Annotated in this window: 21 protein-coding genes; 11 read left to right on the top strand and 10 right to left on the bottom strand. The window is 63.3% G+C overall.

The features are described 5' to 3' along the window. Positions 1-160 precede the first annotated feature (160 nt). Both HNO82_RS01270 and HNO82_RS01265 read left to right on the top strand, forming a co-directional pair. Positions 161-1048 (top strand): methylglyoxal synthase, encoded by an 888-nt coding sequence (locus HNO82_RS01270; protein ID WP_008328288.1) that lies wholly within the window; start codon positions 161-163, stop codon positions 1046-1048. 7 nt (positions 1049-1055) lie between these two features. Then, positions 1056-1670: a hypothetical protein gene (locus HNO82_RS01265; RefSeq protein ID WP_175342478.1), complete on the top strand. Its 615-nt coding sequence runs from the start codon at positions 1056-1058 to the stop codon at positions 1668-1670. A gap of 92 nt (positions 1671-1762) precedes the next feature. On the opposite strand, the gene HNO82_RS01260 is transcribed toward HNO82_RS01265, so the two are convergent. From HNO82_RS01260 to HNO82_RS01245, 4 genes are all read right to left on the bottom strand, one after another. Continuing rightward, positions 1763-3121, bottom strand: coding sequence for an EAL and HDOD domain-containing protein (locus HNO82_RS01260; RefSeq protein ID WP_175342477.1), 1359 nt, complete (start codon positions 3119-3121; stop codon positions 1763-1765). Positions 3122-3269: 148 nt separating this feature from the next. Beyond that, on the bottom strand, positions 3270-4157 hold the full coding sequence (locus tag HNO82_RS01255; RefSeq protein WP_008328283.1) for a 23S rRNA (adenine(2030)-N(6))-methyltransferase RlmJ: 888 nt from the start codon (positions 4155-4157) through the stop codon (positions 3270-3272). A gap of 213 nt (positions 4158-4370) precedes the next feature. Further along, positions 4371-6107, bottom strand: a complete 1737-nt coding sequence (locus HNO82_RS01250; RefSeq protein ID WP_175342476.1) for a ClcB-like voltage-gated chloride channel protein — start codon at positions 6105-6107, stop codon at positions 4371-4373. Beyond that, the gene (locus HNO82_RS01245) at positions 6100-6501 is read right to left on the bottom strand and encodes a winged helix-turn-helix domain-containing protein (protein WP_175342475.1); all 402 of its coding nucleotides are present in this window, start codon (positions 6499-6501) and stop codon (positions 6100-6102) included. Before HNO82_RS01245 ends, HNO82_RS01250 begins: the two co-directional genes overlap by 8 nt. A 145-nt stretch (positions 6502-6646) precedes the next feature. On the opposite strand from HNO82_RS01245, the gene modA reads away from it, so the two are divergent. From modA to HNO82_RS01230, 3 genes are read left to right on the top strand one after another with little or no spacing between them, the layout of a single operon-like run. Continuing rightward, a complete protein-coding gene (gene modA, locus HNO82_RS01240; RefSeq protein ID WP_175342474.1) occupies positions 6647-7417 on the top strand; it encodes a molybdate ABC transporter substrate-binding protein in 771 nt (256 codons plus the stop codon). A gap of 21 nt (positions 7418-7438) precedes the next feature. Next, on the top strand, positions 7439-8113 hold the full coding sequence (modB, locus tag HNO82_RS01235; RefSeq protein ID WP_175342473.1) for a molybdate ABC transporter permease subunit: 675 nt from the start codon (positions 7439-7441) through the stop codon (positions 8111-8113). Positions 8114-8150: 37 nt separating this feature from the next. Beyond that, on the top strand, positions 8151-8819 hold the full coding sequence (locus HNO82_RS01230) for an ABC transporter ATP-binding protein (protein WP_175342472.1): 669 nt from the start codon (positions 8151-8153) through the stop codon (positions 8817-8819). 138 nt (positions 8820-8957) lie between these two features. Here HNO82_RS01230 and aceA read toward each other — a convergent pair whose 3' ends face one another. Then, positions 8958-10262: an isocitrate lyase gene (aceA, locus tag HNO82_RS01225; RefSeq protein ID WP_034333643.1), complete on the bottom strand. Its 1305-nt coding sequence runs from the start codon at positions 10260-10262 to the stop codon at positions 8958-8960. Positions 10263-10449: 187 nt separating this feature from the next. On the opposite strand from aceA, the gene HNO82_RS01220 reads away from it, so the two are divergent. Both HNO82_RS01220 and HNO82_RS01215 read left to right on the top strand, forming a co-directional pair. After that, entirely contained in the window at positions 10450-10650 is a 201-nt protein-coding gene (locus HNO82_RS01220) for a hypothetical protein (protein ID WP_175342471.1), read from the top strand. A gap of 106 nt (positions 10651-10756) precedes the next feature. Further along, a complete protein-coding gene (locus tag HNO82_RS01215; RefSeq protein WP_008328268.1) occupies positions 10757-12988 on the top strand; it encodes an FUSC family membrane protein in 2232 nt (743 codons plus the stop codon). 75 nt (positions 12989-13063) lie between these two features. On the opposite strand, the gene rraA is transcribed toward HNO82_RS01215, so the two are convergent. The 5 genes from rraA to HNO82_RS01190 all read right to left on the bottom strand — a co-directional run bounded on the left by rraA (position 13064) and on the right by HNO82_RS01190 (position 19889). After that, positions 13064-13564, bottom strand: coding sequence for a ribonuclease E activity regulator RraA (rraA, locus tag HNO82_RS01210; protein WP_008328267.1), 501 nt, complete (start codon positions 13562-13564; stop codon positions 13064-13066). A gap of 57 nt (positions 13565-13621) precedes the next feature. Beyond that, the gene (locus HNO82_RS01205) at positions 13622-15370 is read right to left on the bottom strand and encodes a sensor domain-containing diguanylate cyclase (protein ID WP_175342470.1); all 1749 of its coding nucleotides are present in this window, start codon (positions 15368-15370) and stop codon (positions 13622-13624) included. A 450-nt stretch (positions 15371-15820) separates the two neighbouring features. Then, positions 15821-18409 carry an ATP-dependent chaperone ClpB gene (gene clpB / locus HNO82_RS01200; protein WP_175342469.1) on the bottom strand — a complete coding sequence of 863 codons (2589 nt, stop codon included), beginning with the start codon at positions 18407-18409 and terminating at the stop codon, positions 15821-15823. 105 nt (positions 18410-18514) lie between these two features. Next, complete coding sequence (gene crcB, locus HNO82_RS01195; protein WP_008328263.1) at positions 18515-18889, bottom strand: fluoride efflux transporter CrcB; 375 nt, start codon at positions 18887-18889, stop codon at positions 18515-18517. Positions 18890-18908: 19 nt separating this feature from the next. Continuing rightward, complete coding sequence (locus HNO82_RS01190; RefSeq protein ID WP_008328262.1) at positions 18909-19889, bottom strand: LysR family transcriptional regulator; 981 nt, start codon at positions 19887-19889, stop codon at positions 18909-18911. Positions 19890-20101: 212 nt separating this feature from the next. Between HNO82_RS01190 and HNO82_RS01185 the strand changes: the two genes are divergently transcribed. The 4 genes from HNO82_RS01185 (at position 20102) to HNO82_RS01170 (ending at position 24995) form a co-directional block, all read left to right on the top strand. Beyond that, positions 20102-21565 (top strand): efflux transporter outer membrane subunit, encoded by a 1464-nt coding sequence (locus HNO82_RS01185; RefSeq protein ID WP_175342468.1) that lies wholly within the window; start codon positions 20102-20104, stop codon positions 21563-21565. After that, entirely contained in the window at positions 21562-23766 is a 2205-nt protein-coding gene (locus HNO82_RS01180; protein WP_175342467.1) for an FUSC family protein, read from the top strand. Before HNO82_RS01185 ends, HNO82_RS01180 begins: the two co-directional genes overlap by 4 nt. Then, complete coding sequence (locus HNO82_RS01175) at positions 23756-23956, top strand: DUF1656 domain-containing protein (protein WP_008328259.1); 201 nt, start codon at positions 23756-23758, stop codon at positions 23954-23956. The genes HNO82_RS01180 and HNO82_RS01175 overlap by 11 nt, the downstream gene beginning before the upstream one ends. A 64-nt stretch (positions 23957-24020) precedes the next feature. Continuing rightward, positions 24021-24995, top strand: coding sequence for an HlyD family secretion protein (locus HNO82_RS01170; RefSeq protein WP_175342466.1), 975 nt, complete (start codon positions 24021-24023; stop codon positions 24993-24995). The last annotated feature ends 49 nt before the right edge of the window (positions 24996-25044 follow it).

Genomic DNA, 25044 nt, shown 5'->3' with positions numbered 1-25044 from the left:
TATTGTAGCCGCATGCGGGGGCGTGCAACGGTACAGTTGCGTCCATTAATGCGCGTAGCACTGTGTCAGGCTCGCCCTTTGCGGCGCACTCGGCGATAATCTGCACTCGCGCCTGCGCATGCTCTCCATGCCAGGTCCTCCAACTCGCCTGCTTGCGCCCATGTCTTCCATCGCTCCCCGCTATCGCATCGGTCTCATTGCCAACCGCGCCCATCAGGACGCTTCCGATTCCGCCCTGGTCCAGTTGCTGACCGGCTCGCGCCATCGCATCGAAAGCCTGCAACCTGAACTGATCGTGGTCGGCCGCACGCTCGATGCCATCGGCCAGATGAATCTGCTGCCCGGCTACGAACACCTGGTACGCTTTCCCTATGGTCGTCATGGCGGCCTGATGAAGCTGGTCTCGCGCACCGTCGATCCCGATCCGGAGCGCACCCTCGATGCCGTGATCTACCTGATCGACCCGGTCGATCCCTCCTCCACCTTCCCGGAAGCGGTGGCCCTGAAGCGCCAGTGCGTGATCCACGGCAAGCCCTTCCTCTCGACCCTGGCGGGCGCCCAGGAATGGTTCGAGCTGGAAGCCCTGGCCAACGGTGCGGCACCGGATAGTTTCCTGGATGATCGCTTCCATCTGCAAGACGAAGGGATTGCCCTCATCGCCCACGACGCCATGAAGACGCGCATGTTGGAACTGGCCGAAAAGCACTTCGAGGTGCTCGACCAGTTCGCCTTCCGCTGCGCCACCGGCACCACCGGCGGCCTGCTCAACCAGTTGGCCATGAAGAAGAAGGGTGAAGCGGGCCGCCACTGGGTCAAGCCCTTCCTCTCCGGCCCCCTTGGAGGCGATGCCCAGATCGCCGAACTGATCCTCGAACGTCAGTGCCGCCGCGTACTGTTCCTCGAAGACCCGCACGTAGCCCGCCAGCACGAAGCCGATATCCAGCTGCTGGAACGCGCCGCCCGCACCGTCACCGGCTACGCCTCCTGCATGAGCGACGTGAAATGGGGGGACCGCTGGCTCTCGCTCATCAAGGCGCGCGCCGTCTGATTGCCGGATGACTGACGCCACTGCGCCGCCGCGTCGGCCCTCCCGCTGGCGCCGACGCCTGCTGGCCCCCTTGATCTACACGGCGGCCCTGCTGCTGATGCTGGAAGAATGGCTATGGGAGGCTACCGAGGCCGTACTGGCGCGTATCCCCGACTGGCCCTGGCTGGTCCGCCTGCAGCGCTGGGTGGAACGACGCTCACCCTACGCGGCACTGGCGGTCTTCCTGGCGCCGACCTTGCTGCTGCTGCCGGTGAAGATCCTGGCACTGCTGTCGATCACGCACGGCCACCCTACCCTGGGCCTGATCATCGTGCTGGCCGCCAAGGTGCTGGGCACAGCCCTGGTGGCGCGCATCTATGCACTGACAAAGCGCAGCCTGTTGTCGCTGGCATGGTTCCAGCGCTATCACGACCGACTGCTCGCGCTCAAAGCCAGGCTCACGGCGCAATTGCAAGCCACGGCGCTGTGGCAGCGGGTGCAGCGCCTGCTGCGGGCGGTGAAGACCTCCATCGCCACCCTCAGACACACACTGGCGGCCCGCATGACCACCGCGCCTACAGCGCCGTCAGCCCGGCTGTTGCGGCTGCTGCGCCGGCTGGTGGCCCGCATGCGTAGCAAGTAGATTCAGGTTTCTGATCGCAGAAATGAAGCGGGCTGCAAAAATGCAGCCCGGATTTTCATGGCGATATGGGTTCTCCGTCGGCAACGGCGGGCTCAGTCATCGTCGTCATCGTCATCGATGTAGCCTTCCGGAGGGGCAGCCATCTGCATGGTGGCATGCTGACCGATGTTGTTGTTGGCGATACTGTTGCCCCACTCAAAGGCCTGTTTTTCGGCGGCAAAGAAATCGTCCGCCGACAGATGCAGCTCTTCCAACAGGCGCTGCATCTCGGCCTGGTCGGGGGCGCGCAGCTCGGTGCACTCCACCAGGCGCAGCACGGTGCCATAGAAGCCGGTGCGGCGCAGCAGCGCTTCGCGGATCTCGGTGCTGACGGTAATCTGGCGCAGCACGGCCTCCATGCTCATGCCGAAGAGTGCATCGACCAGTGACATGATGCCGACCGTGAAGGCCATCTCCGACATCTTGCGACGACCCGGGCGAATCCTGGCGGTGATCAGTTCGAGCATCTTGCCGCGCGTGGCCGCCAGGATCATCAGCGGCGACATGGCATGGGCGCGATCCTTGTCGGTATTGGCAAACAGCAGGATCTGCAGCCAGCGCTTGAGCTGTCGGCGACCCAGCACGATCAGCGCCTGGCCCAACGAATCGATGAATTTCTGAAAACCGTAGACGGGCGTGTTCACCAGCCGCAGCAGCGTCAGCGACAAGGCCACGTCGCGCTTGATGTAACGCACGATCTCGGCATTGTCGACATTGCGCACCAGAAGGGTCAAGAGGTGCATGATGATCATCTTCGAGGCTTCCAGCTTCTTGCCCTGGAGGATCATCGGCTTGGCGAAGTAATATCCCTGGAAGTAGTCGAAACCGAAGGTCATGCAGTCATTGAACACTTGCAGGCTCTCGACCTTCTCGGCCAGCAGTTCCTTCTGCGCCCGCTTGAAGTGCACCGACAGCTTGAGCAGCTTGCTGGGATCGACTTCCATGACATCGATCTTGATGATCTTCACCAGCGGCAGCAGCTCTTCGATCTCCTGCGATTCGGCCACCACGTCGTCCAGCGCAAAGACGTAACCGGCCGCCACCAGTTCACGCACCCGCATCACCAGCTCGGGCGTCACGCGCACTGTCTCCAGGATCTCCAGCACCACCTTGTCGGCCGGCAGGAAATAGATGAAGTCGCTCATCAGCACAGCTGCATCGACATTGATGAAGCCGTGCAGATTGCCGATCACGTTCGACAGCCCCAGCTCGGACGCATGGGCAATCACGGCTGCGGTGGCCGTGACGTCATCCTTCACATTGGCCGGACCAAAGGCGGCACTGCGAAACAGCAGTTCGTAGCCGATCAGGTCTTGCTCACGGCTCAGGATGGGCTGGCGCGCCAGGAAGAAATCCAGGGCCTGGTGTGCGGGAAGGGGCGATGCGGTTGGGTCGGCGGACTGGTCTGACATGGTTGTTCTTCTACGGGCCCCTGGTGTTGCGATCTATCTTGACGTGCAGCAATCCGCTTATTGTATGCCGATTTGGCATGGTTTCAGCGACATTGCCGCCACTCCCGGTGAAAAAATCACGAATATTCACACGCCAGACCTGCATGGCTCAGTTTTCGCCCGATTCGAGCAGATACTCTGCGCTGTCGTCCACGCCCAGCACCTCGATCAGGTAGGGCATGACTTCCTTCAACTGCGCCTCCAGGGTCCAGGGCGGGTTGAGGATGAACATGCCGCTGTTGTGCAGGCCGAAGCCATCCGGCGCCGGGCCATGGATGGCCAGGGTGACATTGAGCCAGCTTTTGGCGCCCAGGCGCTTGAGACGCTCGGGCAACTGACGTGATTCATTGCGTTGCAGGACCGGGTACCAGACCGCGTAGGTGCCGGTGGGGAAGCGGGTGAGCGCATCGGCCAGTACCTGGGCCACATGGGTGTAGTCACGCTTGTCTTCATAGGGCGGGTCGATGAGCACCAGGCCGCGCCGCGAGGGCGGCGGCAACAGCGCCTTGAGCCCCTGGAAACCGTCTCCCCGATGCACCATCACCCGCTTGCCGCGCGCGGACGGACGCTGGCCCTGGGCGGCGGCGTGGGCTTCGAGCTTGCGGAAGTTGTCTTCCAGCACCTTCACTTCGCTGGGGTGCATTTCGAACAGGCGCAGGCGATCCTGCTCGCGCATGGTCTTCTCGGCGCAGTAGGGCGAACCGGGGTAATAGCGCATCTTGCCGCTGGGATTGAGCGACCTGACCAGATCGACATATTCCTTCACCACCGCCGGCAGGTCCTTGCGGTCCCACAGCTTGGCGATGCCGGTTTCATATTCGGCGTTCTTGCTGGCGTAATCTCCATCGAGCGCGTAGACGCCCGCGCCGGCATGGGTGTCGATGACCATGTAGGCAGTGTCTTTCTGCCCGAGATAGCGCATCAACTGGATGATCACCATATGCTTCAGGACATCGGCATGGTTGCCGGCGTGAAAAGCGTGGCGATAACTCAGCATGGAAAATTCACTTCTAGGATGGGGGTTGAAATCGGATGACGCACGGATGCGAATGCAGTTTGCGCCAAGACCACCGATAAGGCGGAAACGTTTCGCATTTTATCAAGGATAAGTGAGCAGTTGTCGGACTACTCTGTCATTGTTACAAACAACGCCTGCCGCAGCGCTCCGCCCTGCACTGGTGCGGGTCGCTGCGGATGCGCGCCGACATCCTCAGTTGCCGGCGCGATCAAGGCGGAAATAGGCATCCAGCAGCGAGGTCTTGAAGACCACGCCCAGCAGGCGCGGATCGTCGGCGCTGGCGATCACCGGCAGGCGCTCGCCCTGGTGATCGAGGAACAACTGCAGCGCTTCGCCCAGGGACATGTCAGGCGTGACCTCATGCAGGAAATGCGGCCGCAGGAAATCGCGCGCCACGCGGCCTGTCGCTTCCTTCTTGTCCAGCAGCCAGGAGGTGATGTCCTGCAAGGCCACCACACCCTGGTAGCGCTCTTGCGCATCGACGATATAGACATACTTGACCGGATACTTCAGGAACAGCGCGCTGAGCTCTTGCAGACTGGCCGTCTCGGGCAGTACCGTCTCCGCCGGCCGGATCAGCTCGCTCATCTGGGTGCCGCGCAGGCGCAGTCGCTCCTCGTTGTCATGGTGGCGCTTGAGGGTGATCTCGTACATCGAGCGACCATCGACGCTGCGCGCCACCACATAGGCCACCACGCAGGACAGCATGAGCGGCAGCACGACCTGATAGCTCAGGGTCATCTCGAAGATCATCAGGATGGCCATCAGCGGCGCATAGGACGCCGCCGCCAGGAAGGCTCCCATGCCCACCATGGCATAGGCGAAGGGCTGCGACATGTGGAAGGGCAGCAAGGCCTGCGCGGCATCGCCGAACAGGTAGCCCACCGCCGCACCGACGAAGAGCGTGGGCGTAAAGATACCGCCGACCGCCCCCGATCCGACCGTGATGGCCGTGGCCAGCACCTTGACCACCAGCACCACCAGCACTGCCTGCCACAGCCAGGTGGTATGCAGCAGCGAATTGACCAGGCTGTAGCCATTGCCCCAGACCTCCGGCACCTCAACGGAGATCAGCCCCACCAGCAGGCCACCCACGCCCAGTCGCACCGGCAGCGGCAGCCTGAACCTGGCGAAGCCCTGCTTGCCCAGTTCGAGCACGCGCAGGAACTGCGGCGCCAGAATCCCGGCCAGCACGCCCAGCACCAGAAACAGCAGCACTTCCCAGCCGCCGATCTCGGGGAAATACGGCATCTGGTAGCTGGCACGGTAGCCGGGCAGTTCGCGCATGGTGATGTTGGCCACCACCGAGGCCACCACGACAGGGCCGAAGCTTTCCATGACCAGCGAACCGAGCACAATCTCCGTAATGAAGAAAGCGCCCGCGATGGGCGCGTTATAGGCCGAGGTAATGCCCGCTGCGGCCCCGCAGGCCACCAGCAGGCGCAGGCGAGATGAAGGAAAATGCGAAAACTTGCCCATCAGCGACGCACACAGTGCCGACAGCTGCACCATGGGACCTTCGCGGCCGATGGAGCCTCCCGAGGCAATCGAGGCCAGCGAGGAAATGCTGCGCAAGAGCGTATTGCGCACGGGGATGGCGCCATCGCCGATGGCCACCGCTTCCATGTAGTCGCCGCCGTTACCGGCCGGCGTGCGCTTGGCCCAGACCAGGAACAATCCGGCGACCACCCCGCCACAGGCCGGCAGCAGCAGGCGCACCGGCCAGGACAAGCTCTTGGCGATATCGACGAAGCTGCCATCGTGACCGGTCAGCCAGATCTGCAGCAGCGCAATACATTCGCGGAAGGCAATCGTGGCCAGCGCACCGACGAAGCCGGCCAGCGCGCCCCACAGCAGCATGGAATGGTTTTCTGACACGCGGCAGGCATTCAAGACGCGCAGCCGGGACTTGATCCAGAGTTCACGCATCGTGACCGTCACCCTCTTCATCGCGCGCTGCATGGCCGGCGTCGTCAGGGGCGCGCATGAGCCCCTGCAGATGCGCGAGATCGGCGGCGATGCTGGCCGCCGCCTTTTTCTGCATGCGGCGATAGCGCGCCAGCACTTCCTGCCCCAGCTCGGTCACCGCCGCCCCGCCCCCGCGTGCGCCCCCGGTGGCGGTGGCCACCAGCGCACTGGCAAAACAGCGGTTCATCTCCTCCACCAGCAGCCAGGCACGCCGATAGGACATCTGCATCTCGCGCGCCGCCGCGGAAATCGAACCGGTCTGCGCGATCGCCTGCAGCAGGTCGGCCTTCCCCGGGCCGAAGGCAATGGTCTGCCCCTGCATCACGCGCACTCTTAGGGTCTTGGAATCATTCATGCGCGTGATTGTACTAGCGGGCAGACAAAGCGGCGAGGCAGCTGCACGCAATTGACGTTCGTTATATCCTTGCGTATATTTCGCCGACTTGACTTGCTTCGCTTTTCTGCCTTTTTCTTCAGTTGTCACGACCAAGGACTGCATCATGTTGAAAACCGCCCGCCTCAAGGCCGCCCTGGGCGCCGCCTGCGCCGCCACGCTGCTGCTGGCTACTACCAGCGCGCACGCCACCGACCTGGTGGTGTCGGCGGCAGCCAGCCTGACCAATGCCTTCAAGGAACTGGCACAGAGCTTCGAACAGCAGCATCCCGGCGTGAAGGTCATTACCAACTTCGGCGCCTCCGACATCCTCATGCAGCAGATCGTGCGCGGCGCTCCGGCTGACGTCTTCGCCTCGGCCGACCAGACCGCCATGGACAAGGCCGTTGCCGCAAAGGCCGTGGACCCGGCCACGCGCAAGACCTTTGCCGCCAACCAGATCGTGCTCATCGTCCCGCACGACGCCAGGGAGCAACCGGCCACGCTGGCCGACCTGACCGGCACGGCCTACCAGCGCATTGCCCTGGGCAATCCGGCCTCCGTCCCCTTCGGCCGCTACACCAAGGCAGCGCTGGAGCAGGCCGGACTGTGGACGCAAGTACAGGCCAAGGGTGTGCTGGCCGAAAACGTGCGCACCAGCCTGGACTACGTGGCGCGTGGCGAGGTCGATGCCGGCTTCGTCTTTGCCACCGATGCGGCCATCATGCCCGACAAGGTCAAGGTCGCCCTGCGCATCCCGTCCACCACCCCGGCCACCTATCCAATCGCCGTGACCACCGGTAGCCGGCAACAGGCGCTGGCGGCGCAGTTCGTGGCCCATGTGCTGTCGGCCAACGGACAGGCGGTGCTGATGCGCTACGGTTTCCAGAAACCCTGAAGCCCCGACGCGGCGCGCCTGATGCACCCGGTCTGGATACCCCTGCTGCTCTCGCTGAAGGTCGCGGGACTGGCCACCCTGCTCAATCTGGTCCTGGGCGTGGCGGCGGCCTTCGGCCTCTCGCGCTGGCGTTCGCCGCTGCGCGACTTCATCGATTCGGTATTGACCCTGCCGCTGGTGCTGCCGCCGACCGTACTGGGCTATTACCTGCTGGTGCTGTTCGGCCGCCGTGGCGCGCTGGGCGCCTGGCTGGAGCAATGGGGCATCGAGCTGGTCTTCACCTGGCAGGGGGCGGTGCTGGCCTCCACCGTCGTGGCCTTTCCGCTGGTACTCAAGGCGGCGCGGGCGGCCTTCGAGAGCGTGGATCACCAACTGGAGGATGCCGCCCGCGTACTGGGCGTGTCCGAAGCGGGCGTGTTTTTCCGCGTCAGCCTGCCGCTGGCTGCGCGCGGCATCACGGCCGGCGTGCTGCTGGCCTTCGCGCGCGCGCTGGGCGAGTTCGGTGCCACGCTGATGGTGGCGGGCAACCTGCCGGGGCGCACGCAAACCCTGTCGGTCGCCATCTACGAAGCCGTGCAGGCCGGTGACGACGGCACGGCCACCTTCCTGGTCGTGGTGACCTCGCTCACCTGCATCGTGCTGTTGATGCTGGCCGGGCGTCTGATGCCGGACCGCGCGCGGCTGCCGCTCCGTTAAGATTCTTCCTCTTTTCTCCTGTTACCTGAACGATCACGTGAGCGTCGACCTCCACCTCCAGAAGCAACTGCGCGCCGCCGACCGGGTCTTTTCGCTCGATATCACCCTCGCCTCGGACAGTCAGCGCATCGTGCTCTACGGTCCCTCGGGCTCGGGCAAGAGCCTCACGCTCAAGGCCATCGCCGGACTCATGCGGCCTGACAGCGGCCACATCCGCGTGCAGGGACGCTCGCTCTTCGACAGCGCGCAAGGCATCGATGTACCGGTGCAGGAGCGCAACGTCGCCTATCTGTTCCAGGATTACGCCCTCTTCCCGCATCTGACGGTGGCGCAGAACATCGCCTTCGGCCTGGCGCGCGGCAGTTTCAACCTGCGCCTCCCGGCGCAACATCCCAAGGTGCGCCAGTGGCTGCAGGCGTTTGAACTGGAAGCCATCGCCCACAGCCGCCCGGCCCAGATCTCCGGCGGCCAGCGCCAGCGGGTGGCACTGGCGCGGGCGCTGGTGGCCGAACCGGACATGCTGCTGCTGGACGAACCCTTCTCGGCCCTGGATCTGTCGCTGCGCCAGCGCATGCGCAGCGAGCTGGCCGAGCTGCAAACCCGGCTGCAGGTGCCGATGCTGCTGATCACGCACGATCCGGCCGATGTACAAGCGCTGGGGCAGACCGTCTTCGAACTGCGCGACGGTCGCCTGCATCACGGCTGATCGCCCCAACAGGGACGAAAAAAAGCCGCACTCTTGTGGAGTACGGCATCAAGTTCGGGGATCACCCCACCGGCCCGCGCAAGGATGCGGGCCGGTTTTCCTCACACACATTCACTCAGGACTCGGAACTGTCTCGCTTCAGGCCGCCTTCTTGGCCTTGTCATCGAAGAATTGTTCATCTTCGGTCGAACCGTGCAGCGCCGTGGTCGACGACTGGCCTTGCTGGATGGCCTGGGTCACGGCGTCGAAGTAGCCGGTGCCGACTTCGCGCTGGTGCTTCACCGCGGTAAAGCCCTTGGAGGCGGCAGCGAATTCGGCTTCCTGCAGTTCCACGAAGGCCGACATCTGGTTGCGGGCATAGCCATGGGCCAGATTGAACATCGAGTAGTTCAGCGCATGGAAACCGGCCAGCGTGATGAACTGGAACTTGTAGCCCATGGCGCCCAGCTCGCGCTGGAACTTGGCGATGGTGGCATCGTCCAGGTTCTTCTTCCAGTTGAAGGACGGCGAGCAGTTGTAGGCCAGCAGCTTGCCCGGGAACTTGGCATGGATGGCTTCAGCGAAGGTCTTGGCGAAAGCCAGGTCGGGCTTGCCGGTTTCACACCAGACCATGTCCGCATACTCGGCATAAGCCAGGCCACGCGAGATCGCCTGATCAATGCCCGGATGGGTCTTGAAGAAACCTTCGACGGTGCGCTCGCCCGACAGGAAGGGCTTGTCGTTGGCATCCACGTCGGAAGTCAGCAGGTCGGCGGCTTCGGCATCGGTACGGGCGATCACCAGGGTCTTGGTGCCCATGACGTCAGCGGCCAGACGGGCAGCGTTGAGCTTCTCACAGGCTTCGCGGGTCGGCACCAGCACCTTGCCACCCATGTGGCCGCACTTCTTGACCGAGGCCAGCTGGTCTTCGAAGTGCACGCCGGCGGCACCGGCTTCGATCATCGACTTCATCAGTTCGAAGGCATTCAACACGCCACCGAAACCGGCTTCGGCATCGGCCACGATGGGCGCGAAGAAGTCGATGTCATCACGGCCTTCGGACCACTGGATCTGGTCGGCGCGGGCGAAGGTGTTGTTGATGCGCTTGACCACCATCGGCACCGAGTTGGCCGGGTACAGCGACTGGTCGGGATACATTTCACCGGCCAGGTTGGCGTCGCCGGCCACTTGCCAGCCAGACAGGTAGATCGCCTTCAGACCGGCCTTCACCTGCTGCATGGCCTGGTTGCCGGTCAGCGCGCCCAGGGCGTTGACGAAGGGTTCGTTGTGGACCAGGTTCCAGAGCTTGTCGGCACCGCGCTTGGCCAGGGTGTGCTCGATCTGCAGCGAGCCGCGCAGGCGGACCACGTCGGCAGCGCTGTAGTTGCGCTTGATGCCCTTCCAGCGCGGGTTCTCTGCCCAATCGCGTTCCAGGGCCTGGATTTGCTGTTCACGTGTGCTCATGTGGATCTCCTTGTTGGTCAATATGAAGTGGCTTGAAACCGGATGAAATCGTTGATTCCATGACTTCATAGTAGGCCTGGCGGCGCGGAGCAACAATGTCTTATATAAGATATCTGTAAAATTTTTATACCAATTAAATCAATAACTTAAACACTCTATTTTGCGATACGAAACGAAAATCCGGAGAATGAAAAAGAATTTTGATGCAGCGCACTCGAGCTTTTCACAATACGAAATGGCGATTTCGTATCGTAAAAAAGACGCCGATATGAAACCTCTTGCACGCGTATTGTTCATAGCAACGCGATCATTGATGATGCTTTTTACCGATCCGGGCCGCCAAGGCGGTACGAAATCAGCTTTTTTGTTCATCTTGCCGCTTGTTTAACTGTCTTTCTTCACCCGATGCACTCGGGTTGTCTAATTGGAAAAGAAGGCAGAGAATAAGCCCCTGACTCATTCTAGAAACGGCGATGCAACGCCGCCCTGTCTACATGCACTACGCCCTGGACATTCGCACCTTCCTCTTCAGTCATTATTTCTATACGGGTGTGCGGATCGCGATCGGGGTGGTCGGCCTGACCCTGCTGGTGTTCAACGTGGCCGACATGCCGACCACGATGACGGTCTTCCTCGGTGCACTCTGTACCAGCCTGATGGACCTGCCCAGCCCGCTGCGCCACAAGTTCAACGAAATGCTGGCCGGGGTGCTGCTCTGTACCGTGGTCATGCTGGTCATCAGCCTGTGCGCGCCGGTGCCCTGGCTGGTCAGCGCCATGATGGTGGTGGTGAGCTTCTTCGCCAGCATGATGGTGGTCTATGGCAAGAAGACCATGCCGCTGCAGTTCGCCGCGCTCATGGTGATGACCCTGTCGATGGAAAACCAGGTGCCCATCACCGATGCCTTCCTGCATGCGGCCCTGTTTCTGGGCGGCGGGCTGGGTTACCTGGCCTATTCGATGACGGTGTCGTGGTTCCTGCGCCGCCGCATCAAGCAGCAGGTACTGGCCGAGGCGCTCTTCGAGCTGGCGCGCTACCTGCGCATCAAGGCCGACTTCTACGATGTCAGGCACGACCTGGCCAGCCAGTTCAACCAGCTGGTGCGCCAGCAGATCGTGGTGGCCGACAAGCAGCAAGCCTCGCGCGACCTGATCCTGCGTGATCTGCATACCAAGCAGGATGGCCTGCTGGTGCAGGTGCACCTGTCGATGCTGGAGCTCTATGAACAGGTGCTCTCGACCCACGCCGACTATGCCTTGCTGCGCCAGCACTTCGGCGAGTCCGACGTGATGATCTTCCTGCGCGACCTGGCGACCAAGGCGGCGCAGGATATCGAATCGATCGCCTATGCGATTACCCGCAAGAAAGCTTCCGAACCCAGCGTGAACTACAAGGCCGAACTGCGCGCCGTGCAGTTCGAGATGCAGGAACTGGCCCAGCCCGGGCCGCGCCAGGCATCCCGGGAAGCCCTGACCCTGCTGCGGGTGACCTACAACAAGATCGGCGACATCATTGAATTCATCGGCCAGTTGCACCAGGCCACGCAGAACCCGGTGGATCCCTTGCCCATCCTGCCGGGCTCGGACATGACGCCCTTCCTGACCCAGCAGAAATTCAAGTTCAACATGCTGCTGGTGAACCTGCGCTGGCAGTCGCCGATCTTCCGCTTTGCCATCCGCGTGGCGCTGGCGGTGACCACGGGCCTGTGGATCGCCGACCACCTGCCCTACATGTCGCACGGCTACTGGATCGTACTGACCATCGTCATCATCCTCAAACCCAATTTCAGCGCCACCAAGCAGCGCATGTCGGACCGCCTGATCGGCACCATCATCGGCTGCCTGATCACCATGCTGATCCTGCGCTTCGTGCACAATCCGCTGGGCCAGCTGGCGGTCCTGTTTGCCGCCAGCGTGGCCGCGCCCGCTTTCACCTACATCAAGTACCGTTACACCGCCATTGCCGCCTCGGTGCAGATCCTGATGCTGCTCAACCTGCTGGTGCCGGCCGGGCATCAGGGCGTCATCGGCGAGCGGCTCATCGATACCATCATCGGGGTGCTCATCGCCACGGTCTTCAGCTACGTGCTGCCGGCCTGGGAGTACCGCGACCTGCCCAAGCTGCTGCGCAACGTGCTCAAGGCCAGCCAGCGCTATCTGACGGCCAGCCGCGACCTGCTGGAAGGCAAGGTCAAGGATGACTTCTTCTACCGGGTCTGCCGCAAGGGCTTCATGGACAGCCTGGCCGCGCTCATCTCGGCCCTGGTGCGCATGATGGACGAACCGGCCACCAAACAGCGCGCCGTACGCGAACTGAACCGCTTCATCGTGCAGAACTACCTGGTGGCGGCCCACATCGCCGCCTTGCGCCTGATGCTGCGGCGTCATCAGGAGAACATGCCGCACAGCGCAGTGACCCGGCTGATCGAAGAAACCTACCTCGAAGCCAGCCAGCACCTGGCCGAAGCCCAGCGCCTGCTGGCGCCCCAGCCGAGAAAGCGCGGCGGTGCCGTGGTGGTGGCGCCCGAGGCCGCCGAGGACAAGGCCCTGTCGGGCAAGATCGAACTGATCGGCCCGGTCGCGCCGGAACCGGTGCCGGTCGAAGCCAGCGCCTGGTCAGGCTGGGACAACCTGCGCCGCCGTACCAGCCTGCTGAATCAGGATCTGAAGGAAATTGTCAGCCAGACTGCGGCCATCGATCAGGTACTGCGCAAGGCGCCGGACTGAGCGGCTGCGCGGGCAGGAACAAAAGCCCGCGCGTGGCGGGCTTGCGGGTGTACCAGGGAAACTGAAGAAAAACGCTCAAAGTTGGCTGCGCGACACCAGCACTCCATCCACATCGGCATAGATCCAGTCGCCGGGATGCACGGCCACGCCGGCGATGCCGACCTTGATATCGGCATCCCCTGCCCCCTTGCGGAAACTGCGCTGCGGATGGGTGGCCAGTGCCCGGATACCGACCTCGCAGGCATTGAGTTCAGCCGCATCGCGCACACAGCCATTGACCAGGATGCCGGCCCAACCGTTGTCCTGGGCCAGTTGCGCCAGGTTGCCACCGACCAGCGCGCAGCGCAGACTGCCGCCGCCATCGACCACCAGCACCTGACCATTGCCCGGGGTCTCCAGGGTTTTGCGCACCAGCACGTTGTCCTCGAAGACCTTGAGCGTCCTTGCCGGACCGGCGAAGACCTGCCTGCGGCCGAAGGAGGCAAAGATCGGTGGCAATACGTGCAGCGTCCCGGCGGCCAGCTTGTCTTCGTTGGCGTCGCACAGGTCGCAGGTGGCAAAGCTGGCAAGGGTCATGAATTTCTCCGGAACGTTCGATGGGATGGATGGGATGGTCGGGAGCTGCGGCTGCGGTTACACCGACAGGATGCGATGCAGGCGCTTCTGGTCGAACATACGTGAATCGGCCACCCGCAGCAAGGTTTCCACATCCAGGCCGTCGTCCGGGTAGAGCGACACGCCCACCGACGCGTCCACGGTGTAGCGCTGGCCATCGCGTCCCTCGATGGGCTTGTTGACGGCGTGGCGGATCTTGTCGGCAATGCTGCGCGCCACTTCCATCTCGGTCACGCCATGCAGGTAGACGACGAATTCATCACCGCCGAAGCGCGCCACCGAATCATCATGGCGCAGGCTATGCTGCAAACGATCGGCGATGGCGATGAGGACCTTGTCGCCCTCGTCGTGGCCGTATTCATCGTTGACCGCCTTGAAGCGGTCGAGATCGATGAAGAGCAAGGCGAAATGCAGTGGTACGGCCTGCGAGCTGTTGCGACGGCGGAAATCGATCTGGGCGATCAGCGAATCGCGATTGAGGACGTTGGTGAGGCGGTCGGTGCGCAGGTTGCGCTCCATTTCCACGAAGCTTTGGGCGAGCTGGCCGATTTCATCGTTGCGGTCGATGTTGAGCGCCGGGAAGGGGCTGCCGTTGCCGATGCTCTTGGCCGCCAGGGTCAGCTTGCGGATGTCGCGCAGCACCCAGCGCAATAGCAGGAAACCGATCACGAAGGTCAGGCAGACCGCCATCAGGCCCAGGACCAGGGTCTGATAGACACCGCTGGTCACCGATCCCAGGAAGTCCGAGCGCGGTGCCGCGCTGATGGCAAGCCATGCCAGCCCGGCCGGATCGCGCACCAGGCGGAACGCCACCTCGATCTTGCTGCCCTGGCTACGTGCGCCCAGCAGGACCAGCCTGTCGGGCTCGCCCGGGTGCACGCTCAGGTAGCGCCGCACCTCCTCATAGGCTTGCCGAACCAGCAGCGAGCTGCTCTGGCTGGCATTGAGCCGCAAGGGTTCGCCGCCACCCTCGCCGGCCTGGTAGATCGGTTCATCCAGGGAGGTGGCCACCATATCTCCCTTCAACTCGGTAACAAAGGCGACCCCCTGCGCGCTCAGCGGTACCTGGCGCAACAGATCGGTCAGCTGCTGCAGGCCGATGCTGCTGTTGGCCACGCCCAGCAGGCTGCCGTCCTCGGCGTAGATCGGCTTGGACAGGTTGATGCCGACAATGGCCTTGTTACGGTAATCCACATAGACCGGTGACCAGGTCTCCCGCCCTTGCTGCACTGCCTGCAGATACCAGGGCCGCTTGCGTGGTTCGTAGTCCTGCACGGCGGTGAGCTTCATCTCGGTGCCGGGACCACGCAGGTAATACACGAAATTCTTCTCGCCCGGCTCGCGCACGCTGTACATGAACAGCGAAGGCTGCTCCTGCTTGATCCCCAGGAAACTCCCGTCGGCGCCGCCGAAATAGACGTAGCTGGGCGCGTCGAAGAGCGAATTGGCCAACCACAGGCGGTCTTCCAGCTCCTTGCGACTCTTGGGGAAAGGCAGCGCAGCGGGCGCCTGCCCGGCCTCGGCCGGCGGTACCGGCGGCGGTGCGATCACGTTGAGGGTTTCGCGGGCACCCATGGTCTGCCGGGTGATGGCCTGGCTCACGCGCCCCATCACTTCGGTGAGCGCATTGCGCGCCAGGACCTCGGTGGCGTCATCGCCGGCCCGATACAGAAACCAGCCGATGGTCAGCATCAGGCAGACCATCAGGAAGATGAACGGCAAGATGAACAGCCGCTGCAGGGACGATCGCTTCAGAATCGCCCCCATACGCCGGTGCTGCTGACGTGACCGCAATTGACGGATATGACCATGAATTCCTTGCTGCCAGCATGGCAAACCGACCCGGCCGCAGCCGCGCTGGCTTGCATCTTTCATCGATGGCGCACCGGTCTCGATAATTCAGGCGCGTCCCCCTAAGACTGAAGTAAATATCACATTCCCCCTCTCTCGGGGAGGTTTTTTTGCAATGCGGCGTAATAAAGCACGACCGTCAACCTCGCCAGGACCCGCACTGGGCGCGGAGGAATGGAAATTCACCTGGCATTCTAAATGTATTACAACTTTCGGGAACGCCTGTCCAACACCAGGACTTGTCCTTGCACCTTTATTGCCACAAGCGTCATAAAAAAGCGGCGGGACATGAACATGTACCCGCCGCTTCTGCCCCTGCCGGCGCAGGGGCCTTCACCTCGATGACGCAGGCCCGGGCCTGCTCCTTCAAGCCTTGCTGAAGACCAACTGGCCGTTTTGCACCGCCACGTGGACCACGTCCTTGGGACCGAACTGGCCGGCCAGGATCTGCTTGGACAGCGGGTTCTCGATCTCCTGCTGAATGGCGCGCTTGAGCGGTCGGGCACCGTAGACCGGATCGAAGCCGGCCTCGGCGATCTTCTGCAGGCCGGCCTCGCTGATCTCCAGGCCGATCTCCAGCTTGGCCAGGCGCTGCTCCAGGATGCGCAGCTGGATCTTGGCGATGGCGCCGATATTCTTGGCGTCCAGGGCGTGGAAGACCACGATCTCGTCCACCCGGTTGATGAATTCCGGACGGAAGTGCGTACGCACCTCGGCCATCACTGCCAGCTTGACCAGCGCCGGATCGCTGTCTTCCATGCTCTGGATCTTGTGCGAACCCAGGTTGGAAGTCATGACGATCACGGTGTTCTTGAAGTCCACGGTGCGGCCCTGGCCATCGGTCATGCGGCCATCATCGAGCACCTGCAGCAGCACGTTGAAGACATCCGGGTGCGCCTTCTCGATTTCATCGAGCAGGATCACGCTGTAGGGCTTGCGCCGCACCGCTTCGGTCAGGTAGCCGCCCTCCTCGTAGCCGACATAGCCAGGCGGCGCGCCGATGAGACGGGCCACGGAATGCTTCTCCATGAATTCGCTCATGTCGATGCGGATCATGGCTTCCTCGGTATCGAAGAGGTAGGAGGCCAGGGCCTTGCACAGCTCGGTCTTGCCCACGCCGGTGGGGCCCAGGAACATGAAGGAACCGTAGGGCTTGCTGGGATCGCCCAGACCCGCGCGGGAACGGCGAATGGCGTCGGAGACGGCCACGATGGCCTCATCCTGGCCGACCACGCGTTCATGCAGCACGTCTTCCATATGCAGCAATTTTTCACGTTCGCCCTGCATCATGCGTGAGACCGGAATACCGGTGGCGCGCGCGACGATCTCGGCGATTTCTTCGGCGCCCACTTGCGTACGGACCAGCTTGGGCTTCTCGTTCTTGACGCCTGCCGCATCCTTCTTGTTCTGCACTTCCAGGGCGGCTTCCAGCTCGGCCAGCTTGCCGTACTTCAGTTCGGAGACCTTCTGCCAGTCGCTCTTGCGGGTGGCCTCTTCCATCTGCAGGCGCACCTTCTCGATTTCTTCCTTCAGTTGCTGGCCGCCCTGGGCAGTCGATTTCTCGGCCTTCCAGATTTCTTCCAGGTCGGCATATTCGCGCTCGAGCTTCTCGATCTCTTCCTCGATCAGTTGCAGGCGCTTCTGCGAGGCTTCGTCCTTCTCGCGCTTGACGGCTTCGCGCTCGATCTTCAGCTGGATCAGGCGACGGTCGAGCTTGTCCATGACTTCCGGCTTGGAGTCGATTTCGATCTTGATCTTGGAAGCGGCTTCGTCGATCAGGTCGATGGCCTTGTCCGGCAGGAAGCGGTCGGTGATGTAGCGATGCGACAGCTCGGCGGCCGCCACGATGGCCGGGTCGGTGATGTCCACGCCATGGTGTACCTCGTATTTTTCCTGCAGGCCGCGCAGGATGGCGATGGTGGCTTCCACGCTGGGCTCGTCCACCAGGATCTTCTGGAAGCGGCGTTCCAGCGCGGCATCCTTCTCGATGTACTGGCGGTATTCATCCAGGGTGGTGGCGCCTACGCAGTGCAGTTCGCCGCGCGCCAGGGCAGGCTTCAACATGTTGCCGGCATCCATGGCGCCTTCGGCCTTGCCGGCACCGACCATGGTGTGCAGCTCATCGATGAAGACGATGGTCTGACCTTCGTCCTGGGCGATTTCCTTCAGGACCGCCTTCAGACGCTCTTCGAATTCGCCACGATACTTGGCGCCGGCCAGCAGGGCCGCCATGTCCAGCGACAGCACGCGCTTGGACTTGAGGCTGTCCGGCACCTCGCCATTGACGATGCGCTGGGCCAGGCCCTCGACGATGGCGGTCTTGCCCACGCCGGGTTCGCCGATGAGTACCGGATTGTTCTTGCTGCGCCGTTGCAGCACCTGGATGGCGCGGCGGATTTCATCGTCGCGACCGATCACCGGGTCGAGCTTGCCGGCGCGGGCGCGCTCGGTCAGGTCCAGGGTGTACTTCTTGAGAGCTTCGCGCTGGCCTTCGTCCTGTTGCGAGGACACCGAGGCACCGCCGCGCACGGCCTTGATGGCGGCTTCCAGCGACTTGCGGGTCAGGCCGTTCTCGCGGGCGGCACGGCCGGCCTCGGACTTGTCGTCCGCCAGGCCCAGCAGCACCATTTCGCTGGCGACGAACTGGTCGCCATGCTTTTGCGCTTCCTTGTCGGCCAGGTTGAGCAAGGCCACCAGCTCGCGGCCGACCTGCACTTCGCCGCCGTTTCCGGACACCTGCGGCAGGCGCTTGACGGCCGCCTGCAAGGCCGTGGTCAGGCCATTGACGTTCACCCCGGCGCGCTGCAGCAGCGAGCGGGCGCCGCCGTCATCCTGGTTCAGCAGTGCCAGGATGAGGTGAACGGGTTCGATGTATTGATTGTCGTGGCCGACTGCCTGGGATTGCGCATCGGCCAGCGCTTCCTGCAATTTGGTGGTGAGTTTGTCGAGACGCATGGTTCGCTCCAATTTTTCAATGAGATGAAAGTTGGGCCTGCGCCTGCGATTTTCAAGCAATGATCGTGCCGTCCGTTTTGATCTGCATCAGGTCGCGCGGAGTGATCATCCGGCCAATGCACGATAGCTTGCAAACCCGGCAACACAGAGCACGATGGAACCCAGCAGATGCAGTCCGGAGTGGCCGATGGCCCACAGGTAATCACCGCGCTGCAACAGGATCATGGATTCGGCCGTGAAGGTCGAGAAGGTGGTCAGTCCGCCCAGCACCCCGGTGACGGCAAATAGCCGCCATTCGGGCGCCAGCGCCGGATGCTGCTCGAAATAGGCCACCAGGAAGCCGATCACGTAGGCGCCGATCCAGTTGGCCGCCAGCGTGCCCAGCGGCACGAAGTGACCGTCGACGTTCCAGACGACCGAAATACGCCAGCGCAGCCAGGCGCCCAGTGCCGCTCCCATTCCCACAGCCAGCCATCCCATGGCGCTCTCCCTTGATTGATCAGGCCAGCTGGCCGCCGCGCAGCGCCAGGCCCTGCATTTCCTCGCGCAGGCTGCCCAGGCGTTCCAGGGCCTGATGATCTTCCTGCAAGGTCTTGTCCACCGTTTCGTGCATCCAGTCCACCCAGGTGCTGATCTTGGCATCCAGATACTGACGGGAAGGATACAGTGCATAGACGCCCATGTCCTGCAGGCGATGCTGCGGCAGCACCCGTACGATGGTGCCGGCGCGCAGGGCGTCCACCGCCGAATAGATGGGCAGCACGCCAATGCCCATGCCTTCGCGGATGGCGGTGAGCATGGCCTCGGCCACGTTGACCTGGAAATTGCTCTTGACGGCAATCACCGCCCCGCCTTCCGGCCCTTCCAGCACCCACTCGTCCAGCGGCGAGATGGGGCTCACCAGTTGCAGGCAGGCATGATTGAGCAGATCGGCCGGCTGCTGCGGCACACCGTATTTATCCAGATAGGCCGGTGCAGCGCACAGCATGCTGAAGGTGGTACCAAGCTGGCGGTAAATCAGGCCGGAATCGGGCAATTCGCGCGCCAGCACCAGCGAGACGTCATAGCCCTCTTCGAGCATGTCCGGAATGCGCTGGGCCAGCGTCAGCTCTACCGCCACGTCCGGATAGCGTTTGTGGTAGCCCGAGATCGACGGGATCACGTAGCGCTGCCCGAAGCTGGTCATGGCATGGATGCGCAGGCGCCCGGAGGGCTTGACGTAGGCCGCACTGGCCTCGGCCTCGGCTTCGTCGACATAGGCCATGATCTGCTGGCAGCGCAGCAGATAGCGTTCGCCCGCTTCGGTCAGGGCGATGCGCCGGGTGGTTCGGTTCATCAGGCGCGTGCGCAGATGACGCTCCAGATCGGCCACCGCCCGCGAGACATGGGCCGTAGTCAAACCCATCTGCTGGGCCGCCTGGGTGAAGCTGCCAGCCTCGACCACGCGCGCGAACACGCGCATGTTTTGCAGGGTATCCATCGTTTTCCTATCACTGTACAAGGCGCAGGCATGCACAGACACAACACTGCCGGCAAAAAGACGCACTACGCCACGGCAGCATTGTTACTCAGAATGGAGCAATCATTATTGCTGTATTCGATATAAACCTTTGCCAAATAGCGGATTTTTTCTGAGATATTTACAAAATAGAATACGTAACTTCTGATATTTGCATATTTTTGGATAATTCCATGACACGTATCGCCTTCTCCAAGCTGCCCGCGCTGAGCGTCATTGCGCTTTCGCTGACAATGGCCGGCTGTGCCGACCAGGGCGGCATCCAGCCACAGGCCCAGGTGCGGGACGTGGCCGTGCTCGATGTCGGCCAGGCCATCAGCCGGGCCACCAGCGAGGCCGGTTGGCCGCAGCGCGCCTGGTGGCAGGCCTACGGCGATGCGCAACTCGATGCGCTGGTGCTCCGCGCGGTGGCGGGCAATCCCGGCATGGCGGTGGCCGCAGCCCGTGTGCGCCAGGCGCAGTCGATGGCCGTGGTGGCGCATGCCGGTGAACTGCCCGGCGCCCAACTGGATGTGGCGGTCGGCCGCAAGGACTGGTCCGACAACGTCTATTACGGTGCAGCCTTCCGCGACAAGCTGACCTGGAACAACACGGCGACCCTGGGCCTGTCCTACAACGTCGACCTGTGGGACCGCAACAAGAACACCACCCTGCGCGCCCAGGATGAAATGCACGCCGTGGCCGCTGATGCACGCGCCGCCCAGTTGGACCTGGAAGGCAATGTGGTGCGCACCTATGTGCAACTGGCACTGCAATACGGGCTGCTGGAAAACACCGAAGCCATGCTCAAGCAAGAGCAGAATATCCTCGACCTGGCCCGGCGCCGCTTCACGGGTGGCCTTGGCACCCAGCTGGAGATCACCCAGGCCGAAGCGCCGCTGCCGGAAACCCGTCGTCAGATCGAAGCCCTGCAGGAAAACATCGCCCTGATCCGCAATCAACTGGCCGCGCTGCTGGGCGCCGGCCCCGGTGCCGCCGACGGCATCACCCGTCCGACCCTGCAGTTGCACAGCGCCCTCAGCCTGCCCAGCGTGCTGCCGGCTGATCTGGTGGGTCGCCGTCCGGACATCAGTGCCGCCCGCTGGCGCGTGGAGGCGGCGGCCAAGGGCATCTCGGTGGCCAAGGCGGCCTTCTATCCCAATATCAACCTGCTGGCCGGCATCGGCCCGGCGGCGGCCGGCGGCGGACTGTTCTCCTTCCTCTCCGCGCCCAATCTGCAGACCACCTACGGCCCGGCCATCTCCCTGCCGATCTTCGAGGGCGGGCGCCTGCGCGGCCAGCTCGGCGCCGCCAGTGCCGGGTATGACATTGCGGTGGAGCACTACAACGGCCTGCTGTCGCAGGCCTTGAAAGGGATCTCCGACCAGGTCGTGACCCTGCAATCGGTAGTGCGCCAGCAGAAGCAGGCGCAGGAATCAGTGCGGGCCGCACAGAAGAACGTGGACATCGCCACCCGTGCCTACCAGCGCGGCCTGACCGACTACCTCAACGTGCTGCATGCGCAAACCCAATGGCTGCGTCAGCAGCAGATCGTGCAGCAATTGCAGGCACAGCGACTGGCCGCCTTTGCGGCCCTGCAGACGGCGCTGGGGGGCGGCATCGACGATGAAGCACCAGCCAGGGTGGCGGCGCAATGAATACCCCTGCCCTTTCCCTGAAGGCCCAGTTGCGCGAGGCTGCCACCGACTGGTGGCGCAGCGATGCAGCCACCTGGGTCTATGTCTTCAAGATGGTCTTCGCCGGCCTGCTGGCACTGGGCATCGGCTATGGGCTGGACCTGGAATCGCCGCGCTCGGCGCTCATCACCGTGTTCATCGTCATGCAGCCGCAAAGCGGCATGATCCTGGCCAAGAGCTTTTATCGGGTCATCGGCACCCTGGTCGGCTCGGCAGCCATCGTGGTCTTCGTCGATCTGTTTGCACAGACACCGGAACTGTTCCTGCTGGCCTCGGCGCTGTGGATCGGTCTGTGTACCGTGGGCTCGGCCCATAACCGGAATTTTCGTTCATATGGCTTCGTGCTCTCGGGCTATACGGTCGCCCTGATCGGCCTGCCCTCGGCCCTGCATCCGGCCATCACTTTCGATTCGGTGATGACGCGCGTCAGCGAGATCATGGTCGGCATCGTCTGTGTCGGCCTGGTCAGCGCACTGGTGTTCCCGCAGGCCAGCGCACCGGGGCTGGTACGCGTCATCCGTGGCCGCTTCACGGCCTTCGTCGATCTGATCAGCGCCACGCTCGGCGGCAGCGCTGACCGCAAGCAGCTCGAAGCCGCCAATGCCCGCTTCGTGGGCGACATCATCGGGCTGGAGGCCATGCGCAGTTCGGCCATCTTCGAGGATCCCGAAGTACGTCTGCGCAGTGGCCGTCTCACACGCATGAACAGCGAGTTCATGGCCCTGTCCACCCGCATGCACGCATTGCACCAGTTGATGAACCGCTTGCACGCCAACCCGGCACCCGGCGCACAGGTGGTGATCGACGCCCTCTCTCCCTACTACCGCGAAGTACAGCCCCTGCTCACCCGCGCCAGCGGGGAGCCGGTCATGAGTGCGCTGGACGCCGCCGATGCGGCCCTGAAGCTGGACGCCTACAAGCGCGAGCTGCCGCGCCGCGTGCGTGCCACCCGCAACACGCTGTCCGAACAGTGCCAGAGCGACAGCGCCATGCTGGACTTCGATACGGCCTCCGAGCTGCTCTATCGCGTCATCGAGGAACTGCACGCCTACACGCTGACCTATGCCTCCCTGACCCAGCGCCACCACGAGCGCGAGCAGTGGGAACATTCGTATGCCCCCAAGACCAGCATGACCACCGCCCTCATTGCCGGTGCCCGTGCGGCCATCGTGATGCTGGCCCTGGCCGGATTCTGGATCGCCAGCGGCTGGCCCAGCGGTGACGTGGCCGTGCTCAACGCCGCCGCCTTCTGCGCCATCACCTCGGCTGCGCCCGATCCGGCCAAGGCCACCCGGACGGTTGCCATCGGTGTGCTGTTTGCCGCCGTGGCCGGTTACGTCTACACCTTCCATATCCTGCCGCGCCTGGATGGGTACTGGATGCTGGCCAGCGCCTTGATGCCGGTACTGATGCTGGCCGTCTACCTGACCACCCGTCCCGCTTATGCAGGTTACGGCCTGGGGATCTGCATTTTCTTCCCCTTCCTGGCGGTGCCGGACAACTTTGCGCACTTCAATGCGGCGGCTTATCTGAACGAATCGGTGGCGCTGGTGATCTCCCTGCTGGTCACGGCCGCGGCCTTCATGGTGCTGCTGCCGCCGACCACTGACTGGACCGTGCGCGTGCTGGAGAGACAGTTGCGCAAGCAGGTGGTCGATGCCTGCTTCGGCAAGCTCGCTCATCTGGCCCTGAAGTTCGAGAGCGGCACCCGCGACCTGATGCACCAGATCACCATGTTCACCAGCAGCCGTCCGCTGCTGCGCCAGAAGGCGCTGGGCTGGATGTTCGCTACGCTGGAAGTGGGCCACGCCATCATCGAACTGCGTAACGAGCTGCAAGGCATTCGTACGGAAGCACCGGATCTGCTGCCGGCCTCTGCCTATGCTGCCCTGAACCGCCTGCGCGAAGCCATCCCGGCGCTGTTCGCCCGGCCCTCGGCGGCGAGCCTGGCCACCGCCCTGGCCGCCAACGATGCCACCATCGCCGAAGTCCAGGCCGCCATTGGCCCGCATTACCGCGAACGCAGCCAACGCCATCGTCTGCAACGCACCTTGAGCTATCTGCATTTCATCCGTACCGCCCTGCTCGACGAGCAATCGCCGCTGCACACCATGCGCGCCGGGGCTGCGCACAATACAACGGGAGCCCGCCATGCCACGTGAGATTTCCTTCTTCGACGCCTACATTCCGACCGTCCTGCTGCTGGCCGTGGTGGCCGCCGTGCTGGCCATGCTGGCCGACCGCGTGCTGGTGCGCCTGGGCTTCTACGAGCTGACCTGGCATCCGGCGCTGTTCCGGGTGAGCCTGTTCGTCTGCCTGGCGGCCTTGCTGGGGCTGGCGGTATACCGCTAGCCAGGCGCCCCTGACGCACGCATCCCTTACGAAAAGATAAAGAAACAAACAGGAGTAGTTCACCATGTCGGTCAAATCGATTTTCCGCGTTCTCATCACCTCGGCCATCTTCCTGCTGGCCATCCTGCTGGCCTGGAGCCTGTGGCAGCATTACATGCACTCGCCCTGGACGCGCGACGGTCGCGTCCGTGCCGAGGTCGTCAACGTCGCTCCGGATGTCTCCGGCCAGATCGTGGCATTGCCGGTCCGTGACAACCAGTTGGTCAAGAAAGGTGACCTGCTGATGGAGATCGACCCGGCTCGCTACACGCTGGCGCTGCAGCAGGCCGACGCCGCCGTCACCGCCCGCAAGGCCGAGCTGGAGGTGCGCAAGGCAGAAGTGGACGCTCGCCGCGCCGAGCTCAACATGCGCCGTGCGCAAGCCCGCCGCCGCGCCGATGTGGACGCCCTGGTGGTCTCGCGTGAAGCCCGCGAGGATGCCGGCAGTCAGGTCACCGCCTCGCAAGCCCAGCTGGAAGCGGCCCAGGCCCAGCTGCAAGGTGCCCAGGCGCAATACCAGGCAGCCTTGTCGCAACGCGATACCGCCAAGCTGAACCTGGAGCGCACCAAGGTCTTCTCACCGGTGGATGGCTACATCACCAACCTGAACGTGCGGCGGGGGGACTATGCCGCCGCCGGTGCGGCCAAGATCGCGCTGATCGACAGCCATTCCTTCTGGGTCTATGCCTACTTCGAGGAAACCAAGCTGCCACTGCTGTCCATCGGTGACCGTGCGAAGATCCAGCTGATCAACGGCGCCTCCATGGAAGGCCACGTGGACAGCATCGCCCGCGGCATCTATGACCGCGACAACCCGCAGAGCCGCGAACTGACGGCCGACATCAACCCGACCTTCAACTGGGTCCGCCTGGCCCAGCGCATCCCGGTGCGCATTCACCTGGACAAGGTGCCTGAAAACGTCTTGCTGGCCTCGGGACTGACCTGCACGGTGGTGCTGGAGCCGGGCAGCGGCAAGCAGCAGCCGGTAGCGAAGAATTGATGACCTTGCAGTGAGATGAACCGATGAGGCGACCTGGCGACGGGTCGCC

It is taken from the genome of Herbaspirillum sp. C9C3 (assembly GCF_013359625.1).
GTDB lineage: Bacteria > Pseudomonadota > Gammaproteobacteria > Burkholderiales > Burkholderiaceae_D > Herbaspirillum.
This window is presented reverse-complemented; position numbering and strand designations above follow the sequence as displayed.

What these genes read in the sequence shown, in the direction of transcription:
- HNO82_RS01270 (WP_008328288.1), top strand. Translation starts at nt 161, where the DNA reads ATGTCTTCCATCGCTCCCCGCTATCGCATCGGTCTCATTGCCAACCGC.
- HNO82_RS01265 (WP_175342478.1), top strand. Translation starts at nt 1,056, where the DNA reads ATGACTGACGCCACTGCGCCGCCGCGTCGGCCCTCCCGCTGGCGCCGA.
- HNO82_RS01260 (WP_175342477.1), bottom strand. Translation starts at nt 3,121, where the DNA reads ATGTCAGACCAGTCCGCCGACCCAACCGCATCGCCCCTTCCCGCACAC.
- HNO82_RS01255 (WP_008328283.1), bottom strand. Translation starts at nt 4,157, where the DNA reads ATGCTGAGTTATCGCCACGCTTTTCACGCCGGCAACCATGCCGATGTC.
- HNO82_RS01250 (WP_175342476.1), bottom strand. Translation starts at nt 6,107, where the DNA reads ATGCGTGAACTCTGGATCAAGTCCCGGCTGCGCGTCTTGAATGCCTGC.
- HNO82_RS01245 (WP_175342475.1), bottom strand. Translation starts at nt 6,501, where the DNA reads ATGAATGATTCCAAGACCCTAAGAGTGCGCGTGATGCAGGGGCAGACC.
- modA (WP_175342474.1), top strand. Translation starts at nt 6,647, where the DNA reads ATGTTGAAAACCGCCCGCCTCAAGGCCGCCCTGGGCGCCGCCTGCGCC.
- modB (WP_175342473.1), top strand. Translation starts at nt 7,439, where the DNA reads ATGCACCCGGTCTGGATACCCCTGCTGCTCTCGCTGAAGGTCGCGGGA.
- aceA (WP_034333643.1), bottom strand. Translation starts at nt 10,262, where the DNA reads ATGAGCACACGTGAACAGCAAATCCAGGCCCTGGAACGCGATTGGGCA.
- HNO82_RS01220 (WP_175342471.1), top strand. Translation starts at nt 10,450, where the DNA reads ATGAAAAAGAATTTTGATGCAGCGCACTCGAGCTTTTCACAATACGAA.
- HNO82_RS01215 (WP_008328268.1), top strand. Translation starts at nt 10,757, where the DNA reads ATGCACTACGCCCTGGACATTCGCACCTTCCTCTTCAGTCATTATTTC.
- rraA (WP_008328267.1), bottom strand. Translation starts at nt 13,564, where the DNA reads ATGACCCTTGCCAGCTTTGCCACCTGCGACCTGTGCGACGCCAACGAA.
- HNO82_RS01205 (WP_175342470.1), bottom strand. Translation starts at nt 15,370, where the DNA reads ATGGGGGCGATTCTGAAGCGATCGTCCCTGCAGCGGCTGTTCATCTTG.
- clpB (WP_175342469.1), bottom strand. Translation starts at nt 18,409, where the DNA reads ATGCGTCTCGACAAACTCACCACCAAATTGCAGGAAGCGCTGGCCGAT.
- crcB (WP_008328263.1), bottom strand. Translation starts at nt 18,889, where the DNA reads ATGGGATGGCTGGCTGTGGGAATGGGAGCGGCACTGGGCGCCTGGCTG.
- HNO82_RS01190 (WP_008328262.1), bottom strand. Translation starts at nt 19,889, where the DNA reads ATGGATACCCTGCAAAACATGCGCGTGTTCGCGCGCGTGGTCGAGGCT.
- HNO82_RS01185 (WP_175342468.1), top strand. Translation starts at nt 20,102, where the DNA reads ATGACACGTATCGCCTTCTCCAAGCTGCCCGCGCTGAGCGTCATTGCG.
- HNO82_RS01180 (WP_175342467.1), top strand. Translation starts at nt 21,562, where the DNA reads ATGAATACCCCTGCCCTTTCCCTGAAGGCCCAGTTGCGCGAGGCTGCC.
- HNO82_RS01175 (WP_008328259.1), top strand. Translation starts at nt 23,756, where the DNA reads ATGCCACGTGAGATTTCCTTCTTCGACGCCTACATTCCGACCGTCCTG.
- HNO82_RS01170 (WP_175342466.1), top strand. Translation starts at nt 24,021, where the DNA reads ATGTCGGTCAAATCGATTTTCCGCGTTCTCATCACCTCGGCCATCTTC.